This is a genomic window from Allochromatium humboldtianum, assembly GCF_013385175.1.
Classification (GTDB): Bacteria; Pseudomonadota; Gammaproteobacteria; order Chromatiales; family Chromatiaceae; genus Thermochromatium; species Thermochromatium humboldtianum.
This window is the reverse complement of sequence record NZ_JABZEO010000011.1, coordinates 23,446-47,179: the sequence shown is the minus strand read 5'-3', so window position 1 is coordinate 47,179 and position 23,734 is coordinate 23,446. Positions and strand designations below refer to the sequence as shown.

The following is a 23,734-nucleotide window of genomic DNA, read 5'->3' as shown; positions in this document are numbered from 1 at the left end:
GTGCCGCAAGTGGGTTGCGGCACTTCCGGCCCTTGGGTGCCCTGTTTAAACAACGACTTGTGCTGAGTGCCGCAACTGCCGCAAATGCCGCAACCCTTCCAGGAAAATGTTTTGAGAATTCTTTTTTTACCCTTGGAGGTGCGGCATGAGCAGTGTTCTGGGCCAATTCCTGTCCAACTCGAAGACCGAAACCGCTGCGGCAGTTGCGGCAGTTGCGGCAGTTGAAGGGCAAGGCGAGAGCATGTGTACGCGGATCGAGGCGGATGTCCGCTTGCCCCGCGAAGCCCTGGCCGCGCTCAATGGTTGGCTCGACGCCATCGGCGAGACCGATCCCCAGTGCCGAGCCGAATACCTCGAAGCCTGCGCCGCCAATCCCGAGCACCTGCGCTACGCGCTCAAGGCCGCCGCCGATCTCAGCCGGGGGGAAGCCGCATGAACGCCATCGATCGTCATCACCTGGACCCGATCACGCATGACCGACTCACCGGCTCGCTCGGTCGCCTGGTCGAGCACGCCGTCCAGGTCCAGGGTCGGGAGGCCCTGAGCTGCACCCGTCGCCAAGCGGCCTATCACGAGGCCGGTCACTGCATTGCACACCACACGGCCGGCGATCGGATTCGCGAAGTCAAGGTGTTCCCCAGCGGCGAGCAGTGGCTTGGATTCACCCGAGCCGGTCAGCGCTGGGACGCTGGGCCACGCACCGACCCGAGGGCCGATCTCACCCACGCCCGGATCTACATCGCCGGCCCGCTGGCTGAGATCGCTTTCAGTGGAACGCCGGCCTTGGCCGCTGGCGCCGACGAGATCGTCTTGGCTCAGGGCCTCGTCAGCCTGGCTGCCGTCAAGCTCGGCACCGATGCCCAATCGCTGATGCAGACCACCATCGCCGAGACCTTCTGCCTGCTCAGTGACCACCGCCGCGCACTCGACGAACTGGCCACGCTACTCCAACGCCAGCGCAAGCTGCCCGGCGAACGAGTGACCGCGATCTTTCGTCGCCATGCCGTAGGTTCTTCTGCAATTGCCCGCCGTGCGGGTAGCAAACGCGCGCAGTTTGGCTAGACACCGAGGGTTGAGTTTATGGTTTCCTCTTCTGAAACAGGCAGTTACATCAAGACCAGCGAGCTGGTTGCGAAGATCCGAGACGAGTTCAACGTCAAGATCGACGTGCGCACCGTCACCGCGTGGGTGTCGCGCCAGACCGACCCGCTGCCGACCGCCTTCCACGCCAAGCGCGGGCAGTCCCGACTGTTCGACTGGGAGCAGGCCCGCCCCTGGATCGAGCGCGAGATCAGCCGCCCACTCGGTGCCGGCATCGAGGGCCTGGACTGGCACGGGGCGCGTACCATCAGCGCCCGCGCCAAAGCGCAGAAGGATCTGATCGAGCTGGGTGTCATCGAACGCCGCTACGTCGACGCGCGCGCCGTCGAGCGCACCGCCGAGGATCGCGCCCGGCAGGCCGTCAACCTGCTTCGAACCATCCCCTCGCGCGTGGCCCCGACCCTGGTCGGCAAGGACGAGCTGGAGATCGACCGTCTGCTTGATGCCGAGATCCGCCGCGTCTGCGCCGCCATCGAGCAGGCCGCGCGCGAGGCCATCGCCGGCGAAGCGGACGACGAGGATCTGAGCGAGTGAACGCCGCCGAGCTGGCCGCCCTGGCCGATCGGCTGGCCGAGCACGCGCCACCTGGAACACCGGAGCGAGACTTCGCCCGCGCCGTTGCGCGCTGGCTCCAGGGCGAAGAGGACACACTCGACGCTGCGCTCGGGTTGTCGGCACACCGAGGGCAAGATTCCGCGCCGCGCCGCTGGCGTCGCGATCAGCGCAATCGACACCTGACGACCGCGCTCGAACTGGTCGAGGGTGATACTACGGGCGCCCGCTGCCGCGCGCTCGCCGCCGAGATCGCCCGGTTCGAGTCAAGAATCTGGCCGCGCTGGCGAGTGCTGACCGCGCCGCCGCCCGAAGCCAGTCGGCTACGCACCGCCCTCTTCAAAGCTCGCCAATTTGGGTGCCTGCCGACCACGCACGAGCAGCTGCGCAACATCGCGCGCGAAACAGGTTCGTCGTTTTGATTTCACCGCCGCGCGGGGAAAATGTGACCGTGGGCGAGGGTGGGCTGTGGCACCTTCGCGCGGCCGCCGCCCCCCGGCGCCCACAAGGGGGCACCCATCCTCGCGAGGACCACTTTCATATGTTCAGCTGCTTCACGCCCTGCCGCGTCGCCATCCCACGCGAACTAGAGGCGTTGCGTCGCGAACTCGACGAACTCGACGACCGTCCGCCCCCGCCGCGTGAGGCCCTGCACCGCGCCGCCGCGCAACTGCCGGAACTACTGCGTGTCGCCGCCCGCGAACGCCTGAGCCTGGCGCTGCTGGAACTCGCTCGCACCCCGAGCGAGCTGGCCGCGCGGGATTTGGTCGACTTACCCGCGTTGCCCGGCGACTTTGCCTTGCTCGGTAGCGCCCCACGCGCCGCCTTGCAGGACATCGCCGAGCAGCTCGACCGAACCGGCGCCACGCGCCACTTCCTGGCGAAAGCCCGCCGCCACGAATTGGAGCGGGAAATCGCCGATCTCGAACACAAGCTCGGAGGGAAAATCTGATGCTGGCACCCGTAACGCTGGAGCAGGCCCGCCAAGGCTGGGAGCGATACCACAAGGACCGGGGTTTTTTCGAAAACTTCAGTGACTTTGCCCGCAATCTCGGGCTCGATCCCGACGCCGCCGCTCCCAGGTCGCGCGTCGACGTTCAGGCGTTGGAGCGGCAACTGCTTGAGCAGGTAGCCGTTGGAGGACTCATCCATGCGCGCCCTGAGTGACAAAGTCCGCGCCGCCGCGCGCGCCCTGAGTGCCGCCCGCCAATCCGCGCACGGGGCACTGGAAAATCAGCGCACTGAGCTGGCCAGACTCAAGGCCCGCCGCCATGAGCTACGCACCGCACCATTGAGCCGCGCCGATCTGGAGTCCGCCCTGATCGAGGATGTCACCCGCGAACAACAACGCGCGCTGACCGGTGGCGAGCTGTCCGCTTCGCTGTGGGAGATGCAACGCCGCCCACAGGCCACTGCGGCGATTGTCGACGGTGGCACTGAGCGCGCGAATCACTGGCCGCTGAACACTGGCCGCTTCGACATCAACACCGCCAGACTGCTGACCCTGCTGTTGGGCGAGCCGTCGGCACTGGTCGCGCGTCTGGCACCGCTGTTCGATGCGATGGATTTCAGCAACGCCGGCCCGTCACTGGCCGATCGTCGCGCGGAGCTGACGAGCCTCGCATCGAGCATTGCTGCACTGGAAATCGAGATCGGCGAGACGGAAGCCGAAATGCGCGCGCTCGGCGTGATGAGCGCCGCCGATCACAGCCCCCAACAGCCCGAGCGCCCCACGGCCATCATCAGCGGCCCGGACGCCAACGGGCGCTATCGCTTTGCGCGATGGGGGCAAACCCCAGGCAGTGAGCATTTCCCGAGCGCCGCGAGCTACACCGGCTGGGTGTGGAGTGAAAAAACACTCGACCGCGCCGAGGTCGACGTGTTGTTTGAGGCCGGAGCCGTTTCCGAAGACGACTGGCGCGCGCGCCAGTCCGTGTAGCCCGTTCGCCCACCGCCGCCCTCCTGGTCGCCGCCGGTCTGGCGTCTGAGGTCGAAGCGCTGGAGCGGGACCGGGACGGCTGATCCAGCGGAACACCCATCACCGAGCAGCCCGCCAAGCTCTGGTATCCTGAGATGACCGCCGCACCATAGAAGGAGTGACGCCCTCTGGTGGCTCAGGGATAGATCGTTATGCTTCGAAACAACCGACAACCCGAGAGAGACACCCAATGACCGCTGACATCGAGAGCCTTGTCCTGGAACACCTGCGGCATATCCGCGCCCGCGTTGACCAAATCGCCGAAGACGTTGGCGAGGTCAAGCACCGGCTGTCGAGCCTGGAGTTCGCCGCCAGCCGCATCCGTGCTGACATCGCTCATGGCGAGGAAAACAGCGCCCGACAACAGGCCGCGCTGGATCGACTGTCCGAGCGCGTGGCGCGCATTGAGCGACGCTTGGAATTGAATGAAGCGCCACACTGAGGGGATGCGCCCCAGGCTGGCATCACATCGGAACTTCGATAGGGGGATTCTGCCGACCCATTTCTAAATGGCGGCATCCCTCGCACTGGCGAGCCTTAGAAGTGAGGAACCCTCACTTCTATCGTCCGGCCCAGGCACTTACTCTGCACTCACAAAAAAACCGGCTGATGGCCGGTTTCTTGTAAGTCCCTGTTTTATTGGTCGGGGTGACAGGATTCGAACCTGCGACTTCTGCCTCCCGAAGACAGCGCTCTACCAAGCTGAGCTACACCCCGTGAATCGATACACCGTCAATACGTGCGAGCGACCGCGAAATCCGCCAGCATGGCGAGTGCGTCGTTCGCGGGCGAAGCGGGTAGACGTTCGAGAGCGTCTTTGGCCCGTGCCGCGTAGGACTGTGCGAGCTGCGTAGTGTAGTCGATCGCATCGGTGGACGCAATAGCCGCCGTGACGGATTCGATGCGATCGCGTCCGCCATGCTCGATGGCATCACGCAGCAGAGCGCGCTGCTCGGGCGTGCCGACCTGCATGGCGCGGATGATCGGCAGGGTCGGCTTGCCCTCGTCGAGGTCGTCGCCGACGTTCTTGCCCAGCTCAGCATTGTCGACACTATAGTCGAGCGCATCGTCGACGAGCTGGAAGGCGATGCCGAGACAGAGGCCGTATTCGCGGATGGCGTCCTCGATCTCGGGCGGCGACTCGGCGAGCACGGCGCCGAGTCGGGTGCCGGCCTCGAACAGGGTCGCGGTCTTGCGGCTGATGACTTCCATATAGCGCGCCTCGTCCGTGTCGGGATCGCGCTCATTGAGCAGCTGCAACACCTCGCCTTCGGCGATGCGGTTGGTGGCGTGCGCCAGCACTTCCATCACCCGCATGCTGCCGACATCGACCATCATCTCGAACGAGCGCGAGTAGAGGAAGTCGCCGACCAGCACGCTGGCGTCGTTGCCCCAGACCACGTTGGCCGTCTCGCGATTGCGCCGCAGTTCCGAGCCGTCGACCACGTCGTCGTGCAACAGGGTCGAGGTGTGGATGAACTCCACGATGGCCGCGAGATCGATGTGGCGCTCGCCAGCATAGCCGCAGGCGCGCGCGGCCAGCAGCACCGAGAGCGGACGCAGCCGCTTGCCGCCGCTGTTGACGATGTAGTGCCCGATCTGGTTGATCAGCACCACGTCGGATTGGAGTCGGCGCAGGATCAAGGCGTCGACGGCCTTGATGTCCTCGGCGACGGGTTGTCGAATCCTGGAAAGGTCCATGCGTGTCTGGTGTCTACCGTAGAATGGCGGCGGATGCTAGGGGCGGGGACGAAAGGCTGTCAAGCCGAGCGCCCCGGCTGTCGATTCGACAAGGGTACGCAATTTGGCGCTTCCGGTCGACAGCTTGCTGACGTTTGGGCACCTTCGCGCCCGAATCCGGTTTCGGGCGTTGACCCAACAAGGATTTTCTGATTGAATTCCGCTTCTTTGTTCCGGCGCGGAGCGTCGGCCCTATCCGAACACTCCTGGGGATCTTCAGAACATGTACGCGGTCATTCAAACCGGTGGCAAGCAATACCGGGTTTCCGAAGGTGACACGGTCAAGATCGAGAAGCTGACCGCCGAGGCCGGCGACAGTGTCGATTTCGAGCAGGTCTTGATGGTGGCCGATGGCGATGATGTAAAGGTCGGCAAGCCTTATCTGGCCGGCGGCAAGGTGACGGCGACCGTCGAGTCGCACGGCCGCGCCAAGAAGGTCAAGATCATCAAGTTCCGTCGTCGCAAGCATCACATGAAGCGCCAGGGCCACCGTCAGTGGTTCACGGCGGTCAAGATCACCGGCATCAGCGCCGGCTGAGGAGTCAGCATCCATGGCACACAAAAAAGCAGGCGGTAGTTCGCGCAACGGCCGCGATTCCGAATCCAAACGACTGGGCGTCAAGATCTTTGGCGGCCAGCAGATCCGTGCGGGCAGCATCATCGTGCGTCAGCGCGGCACCCGTTTCCACAACGGCGTCAACGTCGGTTGCGGCAAGGATCACACCCTGTTCGCGCTGACCGACGGCGTGGTGAAATTCATCACCAAGGGTCCGAAGAACCGCAAGTTCGTCACGGTCGAGAGCGCCTGAGTTCGCGTCGCATCGGCGCGCGGCCTGCCGCGACGGTTCCACGGACCCTTCGCCGGCCTGTCTCGATCCCGCTGTTCGCGCCGATCGCGAAGCCTCGTCCCTCGGGCGGGGCTTTTTCTTTTTGAGATCAAAACTATGAAATTCGTCGACGAGGCCGTCATTCGGGTCGAGGCTGGCGATGGCGGAAACGGCTGTGTGAGTTTTCGCCGCGAGAAGTACATCCCCAAGGGTGGCCCGGACGGCGGTGATGGCGGTGACGGCGGCAGTGTCTATCTGATCGCCGACAACAACATCAACACCCTGGTCGATTTCCGCTATCTGCGCAAGCATCGCGCCGAGCGTGGCGAGAACGGCAAGGGCAAGCACATGACCGGGCGCAGCGGGCAGGATCTGACGGTCCCGGTTCCGGTCGGCACCCGCGTCTTCGACCAGGAGACCGAGGAGCTGATCGGTGAGCTGCTCGAAACCGGACAGCGGCTGCTGGTCGCGCAGGGCGGTTTCCACGGCATCGGCAACGCGCGTTACAAGTCGAGCACCAACCGCGCGCCGCGTCAGTCCAAGCCGGGCACGCCGGGCGAGCGGCGCGATCTGTTCCTCGAACTGATCCTGCTGGCCGATGTCGGGCTGCTCGGTTTCCCGAATGCCGGCAAGTCGTCGCTGATCCGCAAGGTCTCCAGCGCGCGGCCCAAGGTCGCCGACTATCCCTTCACCACGCTCTATCCGAATCTGGGCGTGGTGCGGGTCGGCGAGCGGCGCAGCTTCGTGATCGCCGATATTCCGGGGGTCATCGAGGGCGCGGCCGAGGGGGCGGGGCTGGGGATTCACTTTTTGAAGCATCTGGCGCGCACGCGCCTGCTGCTGCATCTGGTCGACATCGCACCGCTCGACGAGAGCCTGGATCCGGCCGATCAGGTGCGCAAGATCGAGGCCGAGCTGGATGCTTTCGGCGCCGGCCTGCTGGACAAGGAACGCTGGTTGGTCTTGAACAAGATCGATCAGCTCGAACCGGAAGACTATGAGGCGCGGCGGGCGCAGATCGTCGAGCAGCTCGACTGGCGCGGGCCTGTCCATACCATCTCGGCGCTCACCGGCGCCGGGACCGAGACGCTGATCAATGATCTGATGTATCGCCTGGAAGCGCTCAAGACCGACCCCGACAGTGCCGGCAGCGTCCAGTCCGACGTGGGCGCTTCCGACTGGGACGAGTTCGACGACTCGGCGACCGGCGACTGGCATCCTCTGGACTGAACCCGGATACGACAACTTCAACACTCTGAGCGCGGTTGCAGCATGATCTCGCGAGACAGGATTCCAGGTACGCGGCGTTGGGTGGTCAAGATCGGCAGTGCGCTCCTGACGCGCGACGGCCAGGGTCTGGAGCGCGCCATGCTGGCGCCCTGGGTCGAGCAGATGAGTGCGCGCCGTCAGGCCGGCCATGAGATCGTGCTGGTCTCCTCGGGCGCTGTGGCCGAGGGCATGGCGCGCATGGGCTGGCGTCGGCGGCCCAAAACGCTGCACGAGCTGCAAGCAGCGGCGGCCATCGGTCAGATGGGGCTGGTGCGGGCCTATGAAGACTGCTTCCAGGCGCGCGGGCTGCATACGGCTCAGGTGCTGCTGACGCGCGACGATCTGTCCAACCGCTCGCGCTATCTCAATGCGCGCAGCACACTGCGCACGCTGCTCAAACTCGGCGTGATCCCGGTCATCAACGAGAACGACACGGTCGCGACCGACGAGTTGCGCTTCGGCGACAACGACACCCTGGCCGCGCTGGTGGCCAATCTGATCGAAGCCGATCTGCTGATCCTGCTCACCGATCAGGACGGACTCTTCGACCAGGATCCACGCAAGAATCCGGACGCCAAGCTGATCCCCGAGACCTGGGTCAGTGATCCGCTGCTCGATCAGGTTGCCGGTGGCAGCGTCACTGGGCTTGGTACCGGCGGCATGGTCACAAAGGTGCGCGCAGCGCGTCTGGCGGCGCGCTCGGGGACGCCGACCATCATCGCGCCTGGGCGGGGCGAGCAGGTCTTGAGCCGTGTCGGTGCGGGCGAGTCGGTCGGTACGCTGCTGATTCCCTTCCAGGGACCGCAGGCGGCGCGCAAACAGTGGCTCGCCGGGCATCTCCAGGCGCGTGGTCGGCTGGTGCTGGATGCAGGGGCCGTGCGGGCGTTGCGCGAGAAGGGCACCAGTCTGCTGGCCGTGGGTGTGAAGGCGGTGCAGGGGCGTTTCAATCGCGGTGAGGTCGTCATCTGTCTCGACGAGGCCGGGCAGGAAATCGCGCGCGGTCTGGTCAACTATGACGCGGATGAAGCCGAGCGGATTCGCGGTCGTCCATCGTCGAGTTTCGAGTCCATCCTCGGCTATCTCGACGACGAGGAGTTGATCCATCGCGACAATCTGGTGTTGACCTGACCGGCGGTCATTGCAGCTGAGCTGTCACCGATCCTGGGCGCGCTCTTCGAGCGCCGTCACCCGCCAGTTCAACCCCTGAAGCTGCATCACGACCTCGGTCGAACCGAGGCGGATGCCGAACCTGTTCCAGGACTGGAAAAAGGCGTGATCGATGCTGGCGATGAAATAGGCGGGACGTTCGTCGGTGGCGCGCTGGGCGGCGTCTCGCAGCGTATACCGAACCCAGTCGAGCGTGACGGTGCGTTCGAGCGCCGCTTCACCGAGCGGACGTAGACTCTCCGCGAGCCATTCGACGAGCGGCTCGCTTTCACCACCGCGCGATGAGTCCGGCATCATGTCCTTCAGAGCCGCCCCGGCCTGTTCCCTGTAGCCGGCACGGATGGTAGACAGATCGACGAAGGGGGCGATGGCTTGTACATCCTCGGCACCCAAGGCACTATCGAGCCGATAGATGGTGTAATAGGGCCAGGAGCCGTAGAGCACGACGACGAGCACGACAAGGAAGAGCGCGATACGCTTCATGAGGTGAGTTCCGAAAAGCCTGGATTGAAAACTGGACGTCTGGATTCATTCACCTGACGACCATCCGCCCCAAGAGGATCCGACTTTGGACGAACTGACTCAAACCTTGGCGCTGACCCTGGGCGCGGCCTGGGCGAGCGGTATCAATCTCTATGCCGCCATCCTGATCCTCGGACTGCTCGGCGCGAACGGCAGTCTGGAACTGCCGCCCGGGCTCGACATCCTGACCGATCCGCTGGTGCTGTTCGCCGCCGGTCTCATGTATCTGGTCGAATTCGTGGCTGACAAGGTGCCGGGTGTGGATACCGCCTGGGATTCGCTGCACACCTTCGTGCGCATCCCGGCCGGCGCCATGCTCGCCGCCGGCGCAATGAGCGACCTCGGACCCGGCGCCGAGATCGCGGCGGCCATCCTGGGCGGCGGATTGGCTACGGCCTCACACGCCGCCAAATCGGGCACGCGCGTACTCATCAACACCTCGCCTGAACCCTTCACCAACTGGGCGGCGTCTGTGAGCGAGGACGTGGGCGTCCTGGCTGGTCTGCTGATCGCGATCAATCATCCGGCGGTCTTTCTCGTCCTGCTGGCGCTCTTCGTGCTGCTGCTGTTCTGGTTGCTGCCCAAGGTCTGGCGTGGGCTGGGACGGGTGTTTCGCTTCGTCGCGCGTCTGTTCGGCGGCGGATGGGACGAGCGGGCGGACCGGAACCAGGACACCGCCGAGCGCGACTGATTCAGATCCGCCGAATCGCGCGCTCCAGTTCACCCTTGATCGTTTCGCCTGCCGTTTCGGGATCCGTCTCACGCACATCAATCCAACGGAAGTACAGATCCTCGCCCTCTGTCTCCAGCATGACCGTGCCCGGCATTGGACGCGGAATCGCCAGCCGAACGATGACGAGATAGCGGATCAGCACATGGAGCTTTGGGTCGGCCCATGCGCAGACCTCACTGGAGTGTCAGACCACGTCTATAATGCCTCAGGATCGATCAGGAGTCCGCCATGCCCAAGACCACTCCTCCACCCGCTCGTCCCGCCACTCAGCGCCCGAAGGCGAAACCCGCCACGGCGACACCCGCCGGTGCCGAACCGCGCACGATACCGGCGCCGATCAAGCTCAGCGCCGGAGATGCCAAGCTCATGGCCGCGGTATTGATGGAGATGCTGAAACGCTGATTCAATCGCTCGTCATCAGCGCCTTCATATCCTCGGCCATGTCGGCGCTGTTCTCGGTCTCGGGCAGGATGGCGCGCAGGCGCGCGTCGGGACCGATCACGAACAGCGTGGGTCCGACCCCGCTCGCCATCCCAAGCGCCTCGCGCAGAGGCGTGATCGACTCGGCCGACCCGGCGAGCGGTCGTAGCGCCGGCGAGAGACGGGCGAAGTCGCGTGCCAGCTCCAACCGTTCGCTGGTCTGGATCAGTACCAACCGAAGCGACTCGATCAACTCGGGCCGATCGGCGAGCCGGTTGCGGGTCTCGATCAGGCGTTGCGCGGCACGCTGCCCCGTGGCCTCGGCGAGATCCCCGAACGCCAGCAGTGTCCAGCCGGCGGTCAGATCCGTGCGCCCGAACGGCCGCCCGAAGGGGTCGCGCAGACCGAACTCCGGGATTTCGCCCGGCGGCTGGATCAGGACGCCCCGGATCTCGGCCGGATCGGCAGAGCCGAATTTGTACTGATTGCCCCACTGATAGCCGGCCACGAAGAGCGCCATCGCCCCGAGCGCGAAGACCAGACGCACGCCGAGACGCCGACGATTGGGCAGAAACATGCTGCGCTGGTCTCAAGCCGCTTGGTCGAGTACGGCGCGCGCCGCCGCGATGGCCGCGCCCGCGTCGGCCCGATAGCCCATGGCGTCCAGTTCGCTGGCCATGGCGCCCAGACAGAGCAGGATGTTGGCCGGACGGCTGCTGTAGCCCATGAGTCCGATGCGCCAGACCTTGCCGGCCAGATCGCCGAGTCCGGCGCCCAGTTCCAGGTTGTAACGCGACAGCAGGCGCGCACGCAGCGCCGCTTCATCGATACCGGCCGGCACGGCGACGCTGTTGAGCTGGGGCAGACGCTCGGACTCGGGAACGATCAGTTCAAGGCCCAGGGTCTCCAGTCCGGCGCGCAGGGCCAGATGATGATGGGCGTGACGCTTCCAGGCCGCCTCGACGCCTTCCTCGGTCAGCATCACCAATGATTCGTGCAGGGCGTAGAGGGCGTTGACCGGCGCGGTATGGTGATAGCTGCGCTTCTGCTCGCCGCTCCAGTAGCCCATGACCAGATTCAGATCCAGGAACCAGCTCTGGACCTTGGTCTTACGCGCACGGACCTTCTCCAGAGCGCGTTCGTTGAAGGTCACGGGCGCCAGTCCGGGCACGCAGGACAGACATTTCTGCGAGCCGGAATAGACCGCATCCAGTCCCCAGGCATCGACCTCCAGCGGCGAGCCGCCGAGCGCGGTCACGGCATCGACGATGGTCAGACAATCGTGACGGCGGGCGATCTCGGCCAGGGTGCGTGCGTCGGACTGGGCGCCGGTGCTGGTCTCGGCCTGGACGAAGGCGAGCAGGCGGGCGTTGGGGTGGCGCTTGAGGGTGTCGGCGACCTGATCGGGATCGACGGCGCGGCCCCAGGCGCCCTGGACGACGATGGGTACGCCACCGGCGCGCTCGACGTTCTCCTTCATGCGGCCGCCGAAGACGCCGTTGATGCAGACCACGACCTCGTCGCCCGGCTCGACCAGATTGACGAAGCAGGTCTCCATGCCCGCCGAGCCGGGGGCCGAGACCGGCATGGTCAGGGCGTTGCGGGTACGGAAGGCGGTGCGCAGCAGGTCTTTGACCTCGTCCATCATGCCGACGAAGGCCGGATCGAGATGACCGATGGTCGGGCGGGCGAGGGCGGCGAGCACGCGCGGGTGGACGTCGGCCGGGCCTGGACCCATGAGGGTGCGAACGGGAGGATTGAAGGAACGAATGGTCATCGGCAGTACCCTGGAAATCAATCGACTGGCCGGCGAGTATAAGGCGATTTGCCGGGTCGTATGCAATGCGCGACCGAGGTTCCGAGACGGCTCGACGCGGTGACTCATGCAGTCGTCACAGAATGGCCATCCGAACGTCATGACCCGCCTTTATGCTCTCGCGGTTCGAATCCCAGTCTTTTCCAACCTCGAACCCACGGAGCACGACCATGGAGTCTTCAGTCAAGCAGGCGGTGGCAGCGGTCCTGGCGCTCGGTTGTTGCGCATCGGCCCTGGCAGGCGCCATCCAATTCAGTGAGGCGCCTGTCCCGCGCACCGATGCCGAGAAGCGCGCGATCCTGACCTCGCCCCAGGCCGTCGTCGACGGCGTGACAGTCGATCTCGGCTACAACACCATCCTGCGCTCCGGCCAGACCGGCGTCCAGGATGCGAACGGATTCCGCTTCGGCCAGCTCCACGACATCGATGGACGGCCGTTGCTCGCCGAGGATGGTTCGGCCTACATCTCCAACGACAATGACTTTGCGTCGCTGCTGCGCGGCGCCGACGGCAAGCTCTACATGGTCTCGCACTTCGAGTCGCGTCCCGGAGCCATGTATCTGACCGAACTGGCCCAGGATCCGGGCAACGGTCATCTGACCGCGCTGCGCACCCGTCCGCTCGACTTCTCGCAGGTCAACGGCGGCTGGGTCCATTGCGCCGGCAGCGTCACGCCCTGGGGCACGCATCTGGGGTCGGAGGAATACGAACCGGACGCCAAGCAGTGGCGCGACGGCGCCATCACCGAGTACAACGCCGCCATGGCGACCTATTTCGGCGCCACGCCCGCCGAGGCCGGCTCGGTCATGAATCCCTATGACTATGGCTGGCCGGTCGAGGTCAAGGTCGACGGCTTCGACTCGGCGCGGGTCGAGAAGCACTATGCCATGGGCCGTATCGCGCTCGAACTCGGCTATGTGATGCCCGACCGCAAGACCGTCTACATGTCCGACGACGGCACCAACGTCGGACTGTTCCGCTTCGTCGCCAGCCAGCCGGGCGATCTGAGCGCCGGTGCGCTCTGGGTCGCGCAGTGGAACCAGAAGGACGCCAGTGGCGCCGGGCTGGCCAAGCTCAACTGGATCTATCTCGGCTGGACCACCAACGACGAGGTGCGCGACTGGATCGAGCGCTATCGTTTCGCCGACATCTTCGACGAGGCCGAGCCGGTCGCGCTGGCCGAGGGCGAGCGTCCGACCTGTCCCGAGGGCTTCACCTCGATCAACGCCGGACACGAGGATGGTGATCATCAGTGTCTCCAGCTGCGCGACGTCAACCAGGACGGCGCCGTCAACTGGATGGACGAGAACATCGCCTCACGTCTGGAGACCCGCCGCTGGGCCGCGATGCAGGGCGGCACCACCGAGTTCCGCAAGATGGAGGGCATCACCTATGACTCCGATCGTCATCGGCTCTATATCGGGATGTCCGAGGTCGATCGCGGCATGCTCGATTACAGTCGCGCCGGCCGCGCCCAGGGCGCCTATGACAAATACGACGTCGGTGGCCCGAACCACATGAGACTGGCTCAGGCCAATGTCTGCGGCGCTGTCTATGGGCTGCATCTGGACGGCAACTACACGGCCGTCGACATGTTCCCGCTCGTCGCCGGTACCCCGCTGACCATGGACTATGGCGCTGGCGCCGAGTCGGCCGACTATGACGGGATCAACAAGTGTGATGTCAACGGCCTCGCCAATCCGGACAATGTCACCTACATGCCGGGCTACAACACACTCATCATCGGCGAGGACACCGGGTCGGGTCATCAGAACGACATGATCTGGTCCTACGATCTGAACTCCGGACGGCTCACCCGCATCCAGACCACGCCCTACGGCTCCGAGACCACGTCGCCGTACTTCTATCCCGACATCAACGGCTTTGCCTATCTGATGTCGGTCGTCCAGCATCCCTATGGCGAGTCGGATGCCGACAAGCTCGAAGAACCCGGTCAGCTCTCGGCCTACACCGGCTACTTCGTCTTTCCGGCCATGAACAAGTGATCTTCGCTCATCTTTGAAGTCGGGGGACTTCCACGTCGCCTCGGATCGGTCGCGTGCCGATCCGAGGCGACGGCGGGAGTTTTTGCCGCTCGATTCGAAGCATGAGGCCGTTCGCGTCAATCGGTACCGCTGCCATGTCATTTCCATCCCGCTTTCCCGCCATGCTCTCGATCCTGCTCGGCCTGTCTTGGGCCGGCTCGGCGCCGAGCGCCGGACTCGACGAGCGCATCCTCAAGAACGAGACGCCCCACATCGTCTCGCAGTGCTATACCAAGACGACCGACGATCATGGGCGGATCCACAATCCCTGCTATGCCTGTCACACCCAGTCGCAGGCGCCCAACTATCTCAACGACTCTGATCTGCAACTGACCTTCAGTTTTCCGGCGCCGGCCGAGGAAAATCCCTGGAAGAATCTCTACAAGGATCGGCGCGCCGCGATCGCGGCGATCGGCGATGACGAGATGCGCGACTACATCCGCCAGAGTAACTATCTGGATGCCGAGGGTCGCATCATCCCCGCCCAGCGCCTGGCCGAGCCGCCCGAGGACTGGGACTACGACGACAACGGCCGCTGGGACGGCTATGTCCCGGATGCCTATTTCCGCTTCGACGACGAGGGCTTCGATCTCGACCCCGAGGGTCGGCCGACCGGCTGGCGTGCCTTCGGCTACTACCCCTTCGTCGGCACCTTTTGGCCGACCAACGGCTCGACCGACGACGTGCTCATCCGACTCGCCGCATCCTTCCAGCGCAACCTGGCCGGCGAGTTCGACCGCGCCGTCTACAAGACCAATCTGGCCATCGTCGAGTCACTGATCCGTCGGCGCGACATCGCCATCGAGCCGGTCGACGAGGCCGCGCTCGGCGGGGTCGATCTCGATCGCGACGGTGCCATCGGTACCGCCGAATGGGTGCGCTACGACTGGGCGCCGCGCGAGGGGCGTCTGATGTGGTACGTCGGTCAGGCGCTCGAAGAACAGCGCGCCGGGCGGGTGCATCTGGCTGCCGGACTCTATCCGGAAAGCACCGAGTTCCTGCATACGGTGCGCTATATCGACGTCGACGAATCGGGCGACAACCAGCTCGCCGCGCGCATGAAGGAAGTGCGCCACGCCAGGAAGCGCTATTGGATGACCTATGCCGAACTCGACAGCCGCATGGCCGCCGAGACCAAGGAGAAGCACGACTTCCCGGATCGGGTGCGCGTCTTCCGGGGCAATCTCGAATCCGGAGTCAGCAACGATCAGGGCTGGGTCTATTCGGCGCTGATTGAAGATGCCGAGGGACAGTTGCGTCCGCAGAGCTATGAGGAACTGGCCTTTTGTGTCGGCTGTCACGGCGGCATGGGCGCGACCACGGATTCGAGCTTCGCCTTTCCGCGCCGCTTCGAGGCCGACGGCTTCCAACGCGGCTGGCATCACTGGAGCCAGAAGGGGCTCGACGGCCTGCCTGAGCCTCTGCGGCGCGATGGCGAGCCGGAGTATGCCTTCTATCTAGCGGCCAATGGCGCGGGCGACGAGTTCCGCCAGAACCGCGAGGTGCGCGAACGTTTCTTCAGCGCTGATGGCGAACTCAAGCCCGAGATGCTGGAACGGTTGCGTGAAGACATCAGCGTCCTGCTCTATGCCTCGCCCGAGCGCGCCATGCAGCTCAACAAGGCCTATCGGGTCATCGTCCGGGAACAGAGCTTCATCGAGGGGCGTGATGCCATGATCGAGACGGCCGGCTTCAACGTCCATCCCTGGGTCGATCAGAACACCCCGACCGGGGTCGAGGAGCCGCTGTTGGGCTACTGAACGCCCGTGTAGCCAGGTGCCGAACCCGACGCGCGCGGGTTCGGCCATCCGGCCTCGTCGCACCATGCTATGCTCGTTTCCGATCATGGCGTGGTTCGATTCAACCCGACGAGGTCCAGGTATGTCAGGCTCCAGTCCCGGACGGTTTGCCGTATGGATGGTTCTCCTGGTATTGGCGCTACCGCTGGCGCGTGCCGAAGCCCAAACTCTGTTCCAGCCCGCCGAGTCCACGACTCGATCGGGCAGCGACGAAAGTACCGGGATCGCGATCCCCAAGTCACTCGAACCCTGGGTTCCCTGGGTGCTGGAGCAGGGACCGAACGGGCGCGACCGCCGTGCCTGTCCGCTGGATGCGCGTGGTGTGAATCGGCTCTGCGCCTGGCCGGGTCTGTTGCAGCTCGAACTGGACGCCAGGGGCGGTCGCTTCGAGCAGGTCTGGGAGCTGAAGGCCGAGGACTGGATCGCGCTGCCGGGCGACGTCGATCTCTGGCCGCAGGACGTGCGCGCCGATGACGTGCCACTGCCGGTCGTGGCGCGCGATGGACGTCCAGCGGCCCAGCTACCCGCCGGCCGACATCGTCTGACCGGACGCTTCCAGTGGCGCGAGCGTCCCGAATCCCTGCCGCTGCCCCCCGAGACCGGCCTCCTGACCCTGGCGCTCGATGGACGTGCACCGATCTCGCCGCGACTGGACCGGGACGCGCGTCTCTGGTTGCGCGATCCCGGTCAGACGCGCGCGGACGGGGAGGGCGATCGTCTGCGGCTGGAGGTCTATCGACGTCTCGATGACGATCTGCCATTGCGCGTCCTGACCCGGCTCGAACTGGAGGTCTCCGGACGCGCCCGCGAGATCCAGCTCGGCCCGGTCCTGCTGCCGGCCGGCATCCCCTCGAACGTCGTCAGTCCCCTGCCGACCCGCCTGGAGTCGGATGGGACGCTGCGCGTCCAGGTGCGTCCCGGACGCTGGGTGCTGGAAGTCGCGAGTCACCATCCGGGCGCTGTGACCCGACTGGCGCGACCGACCGACCTGACCGCGCCCTGGCCCGAGCGCGAGGTCTGGGCCTTCGCCGCCCAGCCCGAACGCCGTCGGGTCGAGCTGTCCGGCCTGGAGAGGCTCGACCCGAGCCAGACAGGGCTTCCGGGCGATTGGGCACGGCTGCCGGTCTATGCGGCCGGCCCAGGTGCGGTCCTCACATTCACCCAGCAGGGACGCGGCGACACGGACCCCGAACCGGACCGACTGCGGCTCGCGCGCGAGATCTGGCTCGACTTCGACGGACAGGGCTATAGCGCGCGCGATCGTCTCGACGGCGATCTGACCCGAAGCTGGCGGCTGGAGGCCGCGCCCGGTCTCGATCTGGGTCAGGCGCGGGTCGATGACGAGCCGGTGCTCATCACCCGGCTCGATGCCGACGCACCGCCCGGTGTCGAGGTGCGGCGCGGGCGCCTGGATCTGGTCGCCGACAGCCGTCTTGGCGCCAAATCCGACTGGATACCGGCCTCGGGCTGGTCGCTGGTGCTCGACGGCGCGACCAGCCGGCTGCATCTGCCGCCGGGCTGGGATCTGCTGGCCGTCTCCGGGGTCGACAATCGTCCCGACACCTGGCTGACGCGCTGGACCCTGCTCGATCTGTTCCTGGTGCTGATCCTGGCGCTCGGCGTCGGGCGTCTGTGGGGACTGGGTTGGGGTGCGCTGGCGCTCGTGACGCTGGCGCTCACCTGGCTCGAACCCGGTGCGCCGCGTCTGGTATGGCTGCATCTGCTGGCGGCGGCTGCATTGTTGCGTCTGCTGCCCGATCAGAGCGAATCGCGCGGGCTGGCGCGCTGGCGCACCTTCGTGCTCTGGTATCGGCGGCTGGCCGTGCTTGCACTGCTGGCGATCGGCCTGCCCTTCCTGGTCTCCGAGGTCCGCGGCGGACTCTATCCGCAGCTCGCCCAGCCGTACTGGAGTTCGACCGGCGGCGTGGCAGGCGCCCGAGCACCGGCACCGACCTTCGCCTTCGAGAAGACGCTGACGGAGTCGGACGCACTCTTGCCTCAAGCCGAACCGGAGCCGGCACGTCGTGAAGGCAAGGTCTACGCCCCCTCATCCCTGGCGTCTCCAGCCGCGCCACCGCCGCCTCTGGAACGGCTCGACCCCAAGGCCCTGGTCCAGACCGGACCGGGGATTCCGGACTGGCAGTGGCGTCAGGTCGATCTGAGCTGGACCGGACCCGTCGGACCGAACGATGGGGCGCGACTCTGGTGGCTGACGCCGGGCTGGCACCTCGTGCTGGTGATCGTCGCTGGACTGTTGCTGGTCGCTCTGGGACTGCGGTTGTCGGACCTGAATCTCTCGGGGGCGGACCTGAAACAGCGCTGGCAGACCCAGTTTCGCGCCGGTGCTCCGCTGTCGCTGTTGGCACTGGCCCTGATGCTGGGGGCCGCTCTGACCCCACGTCCGACCCTGGCCGCCGACTTCCCGAGTCCGGCCCTCCTGGACGAATTGCGCACCCGCCTGCTCGCCCCCCCTGAATGTCTGCCCGAATGCCTGACGCTCGCCAGCCTCGCCCTGCGCGCCGAACCGGAGCGTTTGACCCTGGATCTGACCCTGGACGCGGCGACGGCGATGGCCGCCGAGTTCCTCGATGCCCGCTCGGGCTGGTCGCCGAGTTCGGTGGTGCTCGATGGCGTCGTGCTGGAACGTCTGCGCCGCGACAGCGATGGACGTCTGTTGATCCCGCTCGATCCGGGCCGGCATCGGTTGCAGTTGACCGGCGCGCTTGGGGCCGAGACGCGCATCGACCTCCCGCTGGCGCTCGATCCGCGCCGGGTCGAGGTCGTCGCGGCCGACGGCTGGCGGGTCGAGGGTATCCGTACCGATGGCCGGCCTGGACGCCAGATCCAGCTGATCCGTCTGGCGAGCGCCGAGTCCGAAGGCGAACGGCCATTGACTCAGGATGCACTGCCGCCGCTGCTCCTGATCGAACGCCGGCTCGAATTCGGACTCGACTGGCGAGTCGAGACGCGGGTCAGTCGGCTCTCGGCGCCCGAGTTTCCGGCGCTGGTTCCAGTACCGCTGCTGCCCGGCGAATCGGTCCAGACGGCGGCCCTCCAGGTCGAGGGCGGACAGGTTCGGGTCGCGCTCGCTCCGGGACAGACCGAGCTACGCTGGACCTCCAGCCTCAAACCCGTGGCTGAACTCGAATTGACGGCCGGCACGGATCCGCGCCTGACCGAATCCTGGTGGCTGGATCTCAGCCCGATCTGGCATCTGGACAGCATGGATCTGGCCCCGATCCATCATCGGGGCCAGGGCGAGCGCTGGCTGCCGCACTGGCGTCCGCTGCCCGGCGAGTCCCTTCGTCTGCGGATCAGTCGTCCAGAGGGTGTGCCCGGACCCACGTTGACGTTGGATCGGGTCGACGTCCAGGTCGAGCCGGGGCGGCGCGGCACGGACACGACCCTGACCCTGACGGCGCGCAGCACTCAGGGCGGTGTCTACAGGCTCCAGTTGCCCGAAGGCGCCGAGACCCGAACCCTGAGCGTCGATGGCCGCACCCTGCCGCTACCGAGCGGCCAGACGACCCAGGTCGAACTGCCGTTGGCGCCGGGCACGCAGGAGATGCTGGTCGGCTGGCGTCTGGAGTCACCGCTGACACCGAGCTTCAGCCCGGCCAGCCCGGATCTGGGACAGACGGCGGTCAATATCACCCAGCGCCTGCACCTGCCCGACGATCGCTGGGTGCTGTTCGCCTGGGGGCCGGGGATCGGGCCGGCGGTGTTGTTCTGGGGGCTGTTCGTGGTGCTGGTCGGCGTGGCGCTGGTGCTCGGGCGGGTGCGTCTGACGCCGCTGCGCTGGTACGACTGGCTGTTGCTCGGTCTCGGGCTGGCGCTGTCCGAGGTCTGGGTGGCGCTCTTGATCGGCGGCTGGCTGTTCGCGCTCGGCTGGCGCGGGCGTCTGAATACGGCCGGCGTGCTCTGGTGGCGTTTCAATCTGCTCCAGTTCGGACTGGTGCTGTTCACACTCCTGGCGCTGTCGGCCCTGATCGGCGCCGTCCAGCAGGGTCTGCTTGGTCATCCCGAGATGTGGATCCGCGGTCATGGCTCCAGTGCAACCCTGTTGAACTGGTATCAGGATCGCGGCGGACCGCGTCTGCCCGAGGTCTGGGTGATCTCGTTGCCGCTGTGGGTCTATCGCGCACTCATGCTCGCCTGGGCGCTGTGGCTGGCGGTGCGTCTGCTCGACTGGCTGCGCTGGGGCTGGCAGGGATTCGCGCATCCGAGTCCCTGGCTGGATCGACCCAAGCCGGGGACTGGGCCGGATCCCGAATCCGAACCACTGCGGCTCGACGGCTATGGCCGGGAGCACGGGGCCGGGCGCGGATGATCCAGATCAAGGCGGCGCTTGCCGCCGCCTTGCAGAATCGCGCCCAGCCTTCGTTCATCCAGTCATCCAGCGAGTCGATCCAACCATGTCTTCCATCATCACCGAAGCCTTCACCCACGATCATCATGCCTGCGACCATCTGTTGGCTGCCGCCGAGAAGAGCCTGACCAGCGGCGACTGGGCGGTCATCGGCCAGGCGTCCGAGGCGCTGATCTCGACCGTCAACCATCATTTCGACGTCGAGGAACAGACGCTCTTCCCACGTCTGGCGAGCATCTATCGGGTCGCGTCCAATCCGATCGAGGTCATGTGCTCCGAGCACGCTCAGATGCGCGCCCTGCTCAGCGATCTAGGCGAGGCGGTGGCCCAGCGCGACCGCGACACCTGTCAGGGCGTGCTGGAGACCTTCCATTTCCTCACCCAGCAGCACAACTCCAAGGAAGAGATCGTGCTCTATCCCATGGCCGATGGCGCGCTGCGCGATCAGGCGACCGAGATCGCCGGGCTGGTGGCGCGTGAGTCCTGAGACCGGCGAGACGCTTGAACTCGATGTGCGCCGGCTCGAACCGCCCGAGCCGCTCGAACGCATCCTCGATACGCTCGCTGACATGCCCAGGGACGCTCGACTGCGGGTCGTGCATCGGCGCGAGCCGTTTCCGCTCTACGATCTGCTGCGCCGTCTGGGCTATCAGTGGCACACCGAGGGTGCGGACGAGTATTTCGAGATCCTCATCTGGTCCTGAAGCGGAGATCGTACTGTGCTCAATACCGCTGGACTGAGTCTGGATCAGGCCCCGCCGATTCGGGTGCCTTTCGCCTTCTTCCTGGCCGCGCCGTTCTTCGTTTTCCTGGCGGGTGCGCTGCTGCTGTGGCAGGGCGAGGCGGCGTTGCTCACGCGCTGGTCGCCGAGCGCCCTGGCGCTGACCCATCTGATCGCGCTCGGTTTTCTGACCCAGGTGATGCTGGGCGCCTTGTTCCAGATGCTGCCGGTTCTGATCGGCGCGCGCGTGCCGGGGGCCGCCTGGATTGCGCCGCTGGTACAGGTGTTCCTGATCCTGGGAACGCTGGCGCTCGCGGTCGGACTCCAGTGGGGCGGGGCCGTCTGGCTCAGTCTGGGGGGCGGTGCGCTCGCGGTCGGTCTGGCGGTGTTCATGGGCGCCGCCGGGGTCGCGCTCGCGCGTGGCCGGGGTGCACCGCGCACGCTCCAGGCGATGCGGCTGGCGCTCTTCGGGCTACTGATGACGCTGCTGCTCGGCGTGCTGCTGGTGGCCGGTCTGCTCGGCGTGCCGATCGGCGGACTGACGGCCTGGGTCGATCTGCATCTCGGCTGGGCGCTGCTCGGCTGGGTCGGAATGCTGATCCTGGGCGTCGGCTATCAGGTGGTGCCCATGTTCCATGTCACACCGGCCTATCCGGCCTGGCTGGCGCGACCGGCGGCCTGGGTGATCCTGAGCGGCCTGCTGCTGGCTACAGCCGCGACGCTCATGGGCTGGGGCGGTCTGGCGGTCTGGGGATTCGGGTCCGCCGTCGGAGTTCTGGCCATCTTCGCGCTGGTGACGCTGGACCAGCAGCGCCGGCGCGAGCGTCCGCGTATCGATGTCACGCTGCTGCACTGGTGGAGCGCCATGCTGAGCGTATTGCTGGCCGCCGTGGTCTGGCTGTCAGACGGACGAGCGGAACTGGTCGGCGTACTGGTCCTGGTCGGCGTCGGCCTCGGACTGCCGAGCGGGATGCTGTTCAAGATCATGCCGTTTCTGAGCTGGTTCCATCTTCAGCATCGGCAGGTCGCGGCGCGGCGTTTCGACGTGCGGCTGCCGCACATGCAGGCGTTCATCCCCGAGCGCTGGGCGCGCGTGCAGTTCGGGCTGCATCTGAGCGCACTGCTGGCGCTGACGCTGGCGGCCGTCTGGCCTGAAACGGTCTGGCTGACGCCGCTCGGCGCACTCATGATGATGAGCGCCGCCGCCCTGCTGAGCTGGCTCCAACTCGGCTGCTATCGGCGTCATCTCCAGATCGGACGGCGTTTCCTCACTTCTTGCGCTCAGTGAAACGCTTGAGCCGCTGCTTCTTGGCGATCTGACGCGCCGTGAGCGTGTTGCGCTTGCCCTGATAGGGATTGGAACCGCTCTTGAACTCCAGCCGTAACGGGGTGCCGAGCAGGTCGAGTTCCTTGCGGAACCGGTTGATGAGATACCGCTTGTAGGTCTCGGGCACCACGTCGGTCTGGTTGCCGTGGATGACGATGATCGGCGGATTGCGCCCGCCCTGATGGGCATAGCGCAGTTTGATACGCCGGCCATGGACCAGCGGCGGCTGATGCTCCATCACCGCCGCTTCCAGCAGCCGGGTCAGCTCAGGCGTCGACAGGTCGCGGGTGGCATTGGCATAGGCCAGATCGACATCGTCGAGCACATGGCCGACGCCGCTGCCGTACAGCGCCGAGACCCGGTGCAGCTTGGCGAAATCCAGAAACGCCAGCTTGCGCGCGAACTGATCGCGCACCCGGTTGCGTGCATCCGGGTCCAGCCCGTCCCATTTGTTGATCGCCACCACCAGCGCCCGCCCGCTCTCGATGATATGCCCGGCGAGCGTGGCGTCCTGCTCACCGATGCCCTCATGGGCGTCGATCACCAGGATGATGACGTTGGCCTCTTCGATCGCTTGCAGGGTCTTGATGACGCTGAACTTCTCGATCGGGTCATGGACGCGCGCGCGCCGGCGCAGTCCGGCGGTGTCGATCAGGGTGTAACGCTGGTCGTGGCCGGGCCGCTCGAAGGGGATGAAGATACTGTCGCGCGTGGTGCCCGGACTGTCGAACGTGACCTGCCGCTCCTCGCCGAGCAGCCGGTTGATGAGCGTCGACTTGCCCGCGTTCGGGCGTCCGACGACCGCGACCTTGATCCGGTCGTCCTCGTTCTGCGCCGCGTCCTCGTCCGTGCCCTCTGGAAGCTGCTCGAAGACATGGTCGATGAGTCCGCGGATGCCCAGACCCTGAGTCGCCGACGCCGCCCAGGGATCGCCCAGTCCGAGCCGATGGAAGTCGGTCACGGCCAGCGTCGGATCCATGGTGTCGCTCTTGTTCACGACCAGGGTGATCGGCTTGCCGAGCCGGCGCAGCCGCTGGGCGATGTCGATGTCCTCGGGCGTGCAGCCGTCCCGGGTGTCGACCAGGAACAGCAGATGGTCGGCTTCCTCGACGGCGCGCTGGACCTGGCGTTCCATCAGTGCCTCGACGCCCTCGGCGGCGCTGCCGATGCCGCCGGTGTCGACGATGACATAGGGACGCGGCCCGATGCGCCCGATGCCGTACTGCCGGTCGCGCGTCAGACCGGGGAAGTCGGCGACCAGCGCATCACGGGTGCGCGTGAGACGGTTGAACAGCGTCGATTTGCCGACGTTCGGGCGGCCGATCAGAGTGATGACGGGCAACATGCG

Annotated in this window: 26 protein-coding genes and 1 tRNA gene; 20 read left to right on the top strand and 7 right to left on the bottom strand. The window is 66.1% G+C overall.

Going from position 1 to position 23,734, the window contains the following annotated elements; all coding sequences use genetic code 11:
* The first annotated feature begins 145 nt into the window (after positions 1–145).
* The 8 genes from HW932_RS15380 (at position 146) to HW932_RS15345 (ending at position 4,073) form a co-directional block, all read left to right on the top strand.
* Positions 146–436, top strand: a complete 291-nt coding sequence (locus HW932_RS15380; RefSeq protein ID WP_176977375.1) for a hypothetical protein — start codon at positions 146–148, stop codon at positions 434–436.
* Entirely contained in the window at positions 433–1,062 is a 630-nt protein-coding gene (locus HW932_RS15375) for a hypothetical protein (protein ID WP_176977374.1), read from the top strand. The genes HW932_RS15380 and HW932_RS15375 overlap by 4 nt, the downstream gene beginning before the upstream one ends.
* A gap of 18 nt (positions 1,063–1,080) precedes the next feature.
* Entirely contained in the window at positions 1,081–1,635 is a 555-nt protein-coding gene (locus HW932_RS15370; protein WP_176977373.1) for a hypothetical protein, read from the top strand.
* Positions 1,632–2,075: a hypothetical protein gene (locus tag HW932_RS15365; RefSeq protein ID WP_176977372.1), complete on the top strand. Its 444-nt coding sequence runs from the start codon at positions 1,632–1,634 to the stop codon at positions 2,073–2,075. The genes HW932_RS15370 and HW932_RS15365 overlap by 4 nt, the downstream gene beginning before the upstream one ends.
* A 119-nt stretch (positions 2,076–2,194) precedes the next feature.
* On the top strand, positions 2,195–2,605 hold the full coding sequence (locus HW932_RS15360) for a hypothetical protein (RefSeq protein ID WP_176977371.1): 411 nt from the start codon (positions 2,195–2,197) through the stop codon (positions 2,603–2,605).
* The gene (locus tag HW932_RS15355) at positions 2,605–2,820 is read left to right on the top strand and encodes a hypothetical protein (RefSeq protein ID WP_176977370.1); all 216 of its coding nucleotides are present in this window, start codon (positions 2,605–2,607) and stop codon (positions 2,818–2,820) included. Before HW932_RS15360 ends, HW932_RS15355 begins: the two co-directional genes overlap by 1 nt.
* Positions 2,804–3,592 (top strand): hypothetical protein, encoded by a 789-nt coding sequence (locus tag HW932_RS15350; RefSeq protein ID WP_176977369.1) that lies wholly within the window; start codon positions 2,804–2,806, stop codon positions 3,590–3,592. Before HW932_RS15355 ends, HW932_RS15350 begins: the two co-directional genes overlap by 17 nt.
* Positions 3,593–3,821: 229 nt before the next feature.
* Positions 3,822–4,073: a hypothetical protein gene (locus HW932_RS15345; RefSeq protein WP_176977368.1), complete on the top strand. Its 252-nt coding sequence runs from the start codon at positions 3,822–3,824 to the stop codon at positions 4,071–4,073.
* A gap of 198 nt (positions 4,074–4,271) precedes the next feature.
* On the opposite strand, the gene HW932_RS15340 is transcribed toward HW932_RS15345, so the two are convergent.
* Together HW932_RS15340 and HW932_RS15335 are read right to left on the bottom strand one after the other, a co-directional pair.
* A tRNA-Pro gene (locus HW932_RS15340) sits at positions 4,272–4,348 on the bottom strand.
* 15 nt (positions 4,349–4,363) lie between these two features.
* Positions 4,364–5,332, bottom strand: coding sequence for a polyprenyl synthetase family protein (locus tag HW932_RS15335; RefSeq protein ID WP_176977367.1), 969 nt, complete (start codon positions 5,330–5,332; stop codon positions 4,364–4,366).
* Positions 5,333–5,594: 262 nt separating this feature from the next.
* Here HW932_RS15335 and rplU point away from each other — a divergent pair, with 262 nt between their 5' ends.
* The 4 genes from rplU to proB all read left to right on the top strand — a co-directional run bounded on the left by rplU (position 5,595) and on the right by proB (position 8,595).
* Complete coding sequence (rplU, locus tag HW932_RS15330; RefSeq protein ID WP_012971351.1) at positions 5,595–5,909, top strand: 50S ribosomal protein L21; 315 nt, start codon at positions 5,595–5,597, stop codon at positions 5,907–5,909.
* 13 nt (positions 5,910–5,922) lie between these two features.
* Positions 5,923–6,180 (top strand): 50S ribosomal protein L27, encoded by a 258-nt coding sequence (gene rpmA, locus HW932_RS15325; RefSeq protein WP_176977366.1) that lies wholly within the window; start codon positions 5,923–5,925, stop codon positions 6,178–6,180.
* A 135-nt stretch (positions 6,181–6,315) separates the two neighbouring features.
* Positions 6,316–7,428 (top strand): Obg family GTPase CgtA, encoded by a 1,113-nt coding sequence (gene cgtA, locus HW932_RS15320; protein WP_176977365.1) that lies wholly within the window; start codon positions 6,316–6,318, stop codon positions 7,426–7,428.
* A 42-nt stretch (positions 7,429–7,470) separates the two neighbouring features.
* Positions 7,471–8,595, top strand: a complete 1,125-nt coding sequence (gene proB, locus HW932_RS15315) for a glutamate 5-kinase (RefSeq protein ID WP_176977364.1) — start codon at positions 7,471–7,473, stop codon at positions 8,593–8,595.
* A gap of 24 nt (positions 8,596–8,619) precedes the next feature.
* Here proB and HW932_RS15310 read toward each other — a convergent pair whose 3' ends face one another.
* A complete protein-coding gene (locus HW932_RS15310; RefSeq protein WP_176977363.1) occupies positions 8,620–9,117 on the bottom strand; it encodes a DUF2939 domain-containing protein in 498 nt (165 codons plus the stop codon).
* Between the two features lie 85 nt (positions 9,118–9,202).
* Between HW932_RS15310 and HW932_RS15305 the strand changes: the two genes are divergently transcribed.
* Complete coding sequence (locus tag HW932_RS15305; RefSeq protein ID WP_176977362.1) at positions 9,203–9,847, top strand: DUF4126 domain-containing protein; 645 nt, start codon at positions 9,203–9,205, stop codon at positions 9,845–9,847.
* A gap of 1 nt (position 9,848) precedes the next feature.
* Here the strand turns inward: HW932_RS15305 and HW932_RS15300 are convergent, their stop codons facing one another.
* A complete protein-coding gene (locus tag HW932_RS15300; protein ID WP_343047374.1) occupies positions 9,849–10,031 on the bottom strand; it encodes a Na+/H+ antiporter subunit E in 183 nt (60 codons plus the stop codon).
* 86 nt (positions 10,032–10,117) lie between these two features.
* Between HW932_RS15300 and HW932_RS15295 the strand changes: the two genes are divergently transcribed.
* The gene (locus HW932_RS15295) at positions 10,118–10,291 is read left to right on the top strand and encodes a hypothetical protein (protein ID WP_176977361.1); all 174 of its coding nucleotides are present in this window, start codon (positions 10,118–10,120) and stop codon (positions 10,289–10,291) included.
* Between the two features lies 1 nt (position 10,292).
* Here HW932_RS15295 and HW932_RS15290 read toward each other — a convergent pair whose 3' ends face one another.
* A complete protein-coding gene (locus HW932_RS15290; RefSeq protein WP_176977360.1) occupies positions 10,293–10,886 on the bottom strand; it encodes a thioredoxin domain-containing protein in 594 nt (197 codons plus the stop codon).
* Positions 10,887–10,898: 12 nt separating this feature from the next.
* Positions 10,899–12,086, bottom strand: a complete 1,188-nt coding sequence (locus tag HW932_RS15285) for a pyridoxal-phosphate-dependent aminotransferase family protein (protein ID WP_176977359.1) — start codon at positions 12,084–12,086, stop codon at positions 10,899–10,901.
* A gap of 209 nt (positions 12,087–12,295) precedes the next feature.
* Between HW932_RS15285 and HW932_RS15280 the strand changes: the two genes are divergently transcribed.
* The 6 genes from HW932_RS15280 to HW932_RS15255 all read left to right on the top strand — a co-directional run bounded on the left by HW932_RS15280 (position 12,296) and on the right by HW932_RS15255 (position 22,347).
* On the top strand, positions 12,296–14,131 hold the full coding sequence (locus tag HW932_RS15280; RefSeq protein WP_176977358.1) for a PhoX family protein: 1,836 nt from the start codon (positions 12,296–12,298) through the stop codon (positions 14,129–14,131).
* 134 nt (positions 14,132–14,265) lie between these two features.
* Positions 14,266–15,930: a hypothetical protein gene (locus tag HW932_RS15275; RefSeq protein WP_246296856.1), complete on the top strand. Its 1,665-nt coding sequence runs from the start codon at positions 14,266–14,268 to the stop codon at positions 15,928–15,930.
* 121 nt (positions 15,931–16,051) lie between these two features.
* Entirely contained in the window at positions 16,052–20,299 is a 4,248-nt protein-coding gene (locus tag HW932_RS15270; RefSeq protein WP_176977357.1) for a hypothetical protein, read from the top strand.
* Between the two features lie 85 nt (positions 20,300–20,384).
* Positions 20,385–20,825: a hemerythrin domain-containing protein gene (locus HW932_RS15265; protein ID WP_176977356.1), complete on the top strand. Its 441-nt coding sequence runs from the start codon at positions 20,385–20,387 to the stop codon at positions 20,823–20,825.
* A complete protein-coding gene (locus HW932_RS15260; protein ID WP_176977355.1) occupies positions 20,815–21,042 on the top strand; it encodes a DUF2249 domain-containing protein in 228 nt (75 codons plus the stop codon). The genes HW932_RS15265 and HW932_RS15260 overlap by 11 nt, the downstream gene beginning before the upstream one ends.
* A 15-nt stretch (positions 21,043–21,057) precedes the next feature.
* Positions 21,058–22,347 (top strand): hypothetical protein, encoded by a 1,290-nt coding sequence (locus tag HW932_RS15255; RefSeq protein WP_176977354.1) that lies wholly within the window; start codon positions 21,058–21,060, stop codon positions 22,345–22,347.
* Here HW932_RS15255 and der read toward each other — a convergent pair.
* Positions 22,328–23,731, bottom strand: coding sequence for a ribosome biogenesis GTPase Der (gene der / locus HW932_RS15250; RefSeq protein WP_176977353.1), 1,404 nt, complete (start codon positions 23,729–23,731; stop codon positions 22,328–22,330). The genes HW932_RS15255 and der overlap by 20 nt on opposite strands.
* Between the last annotated feature and the right edge of the window lie 3 nt (positions 23,732–23,734).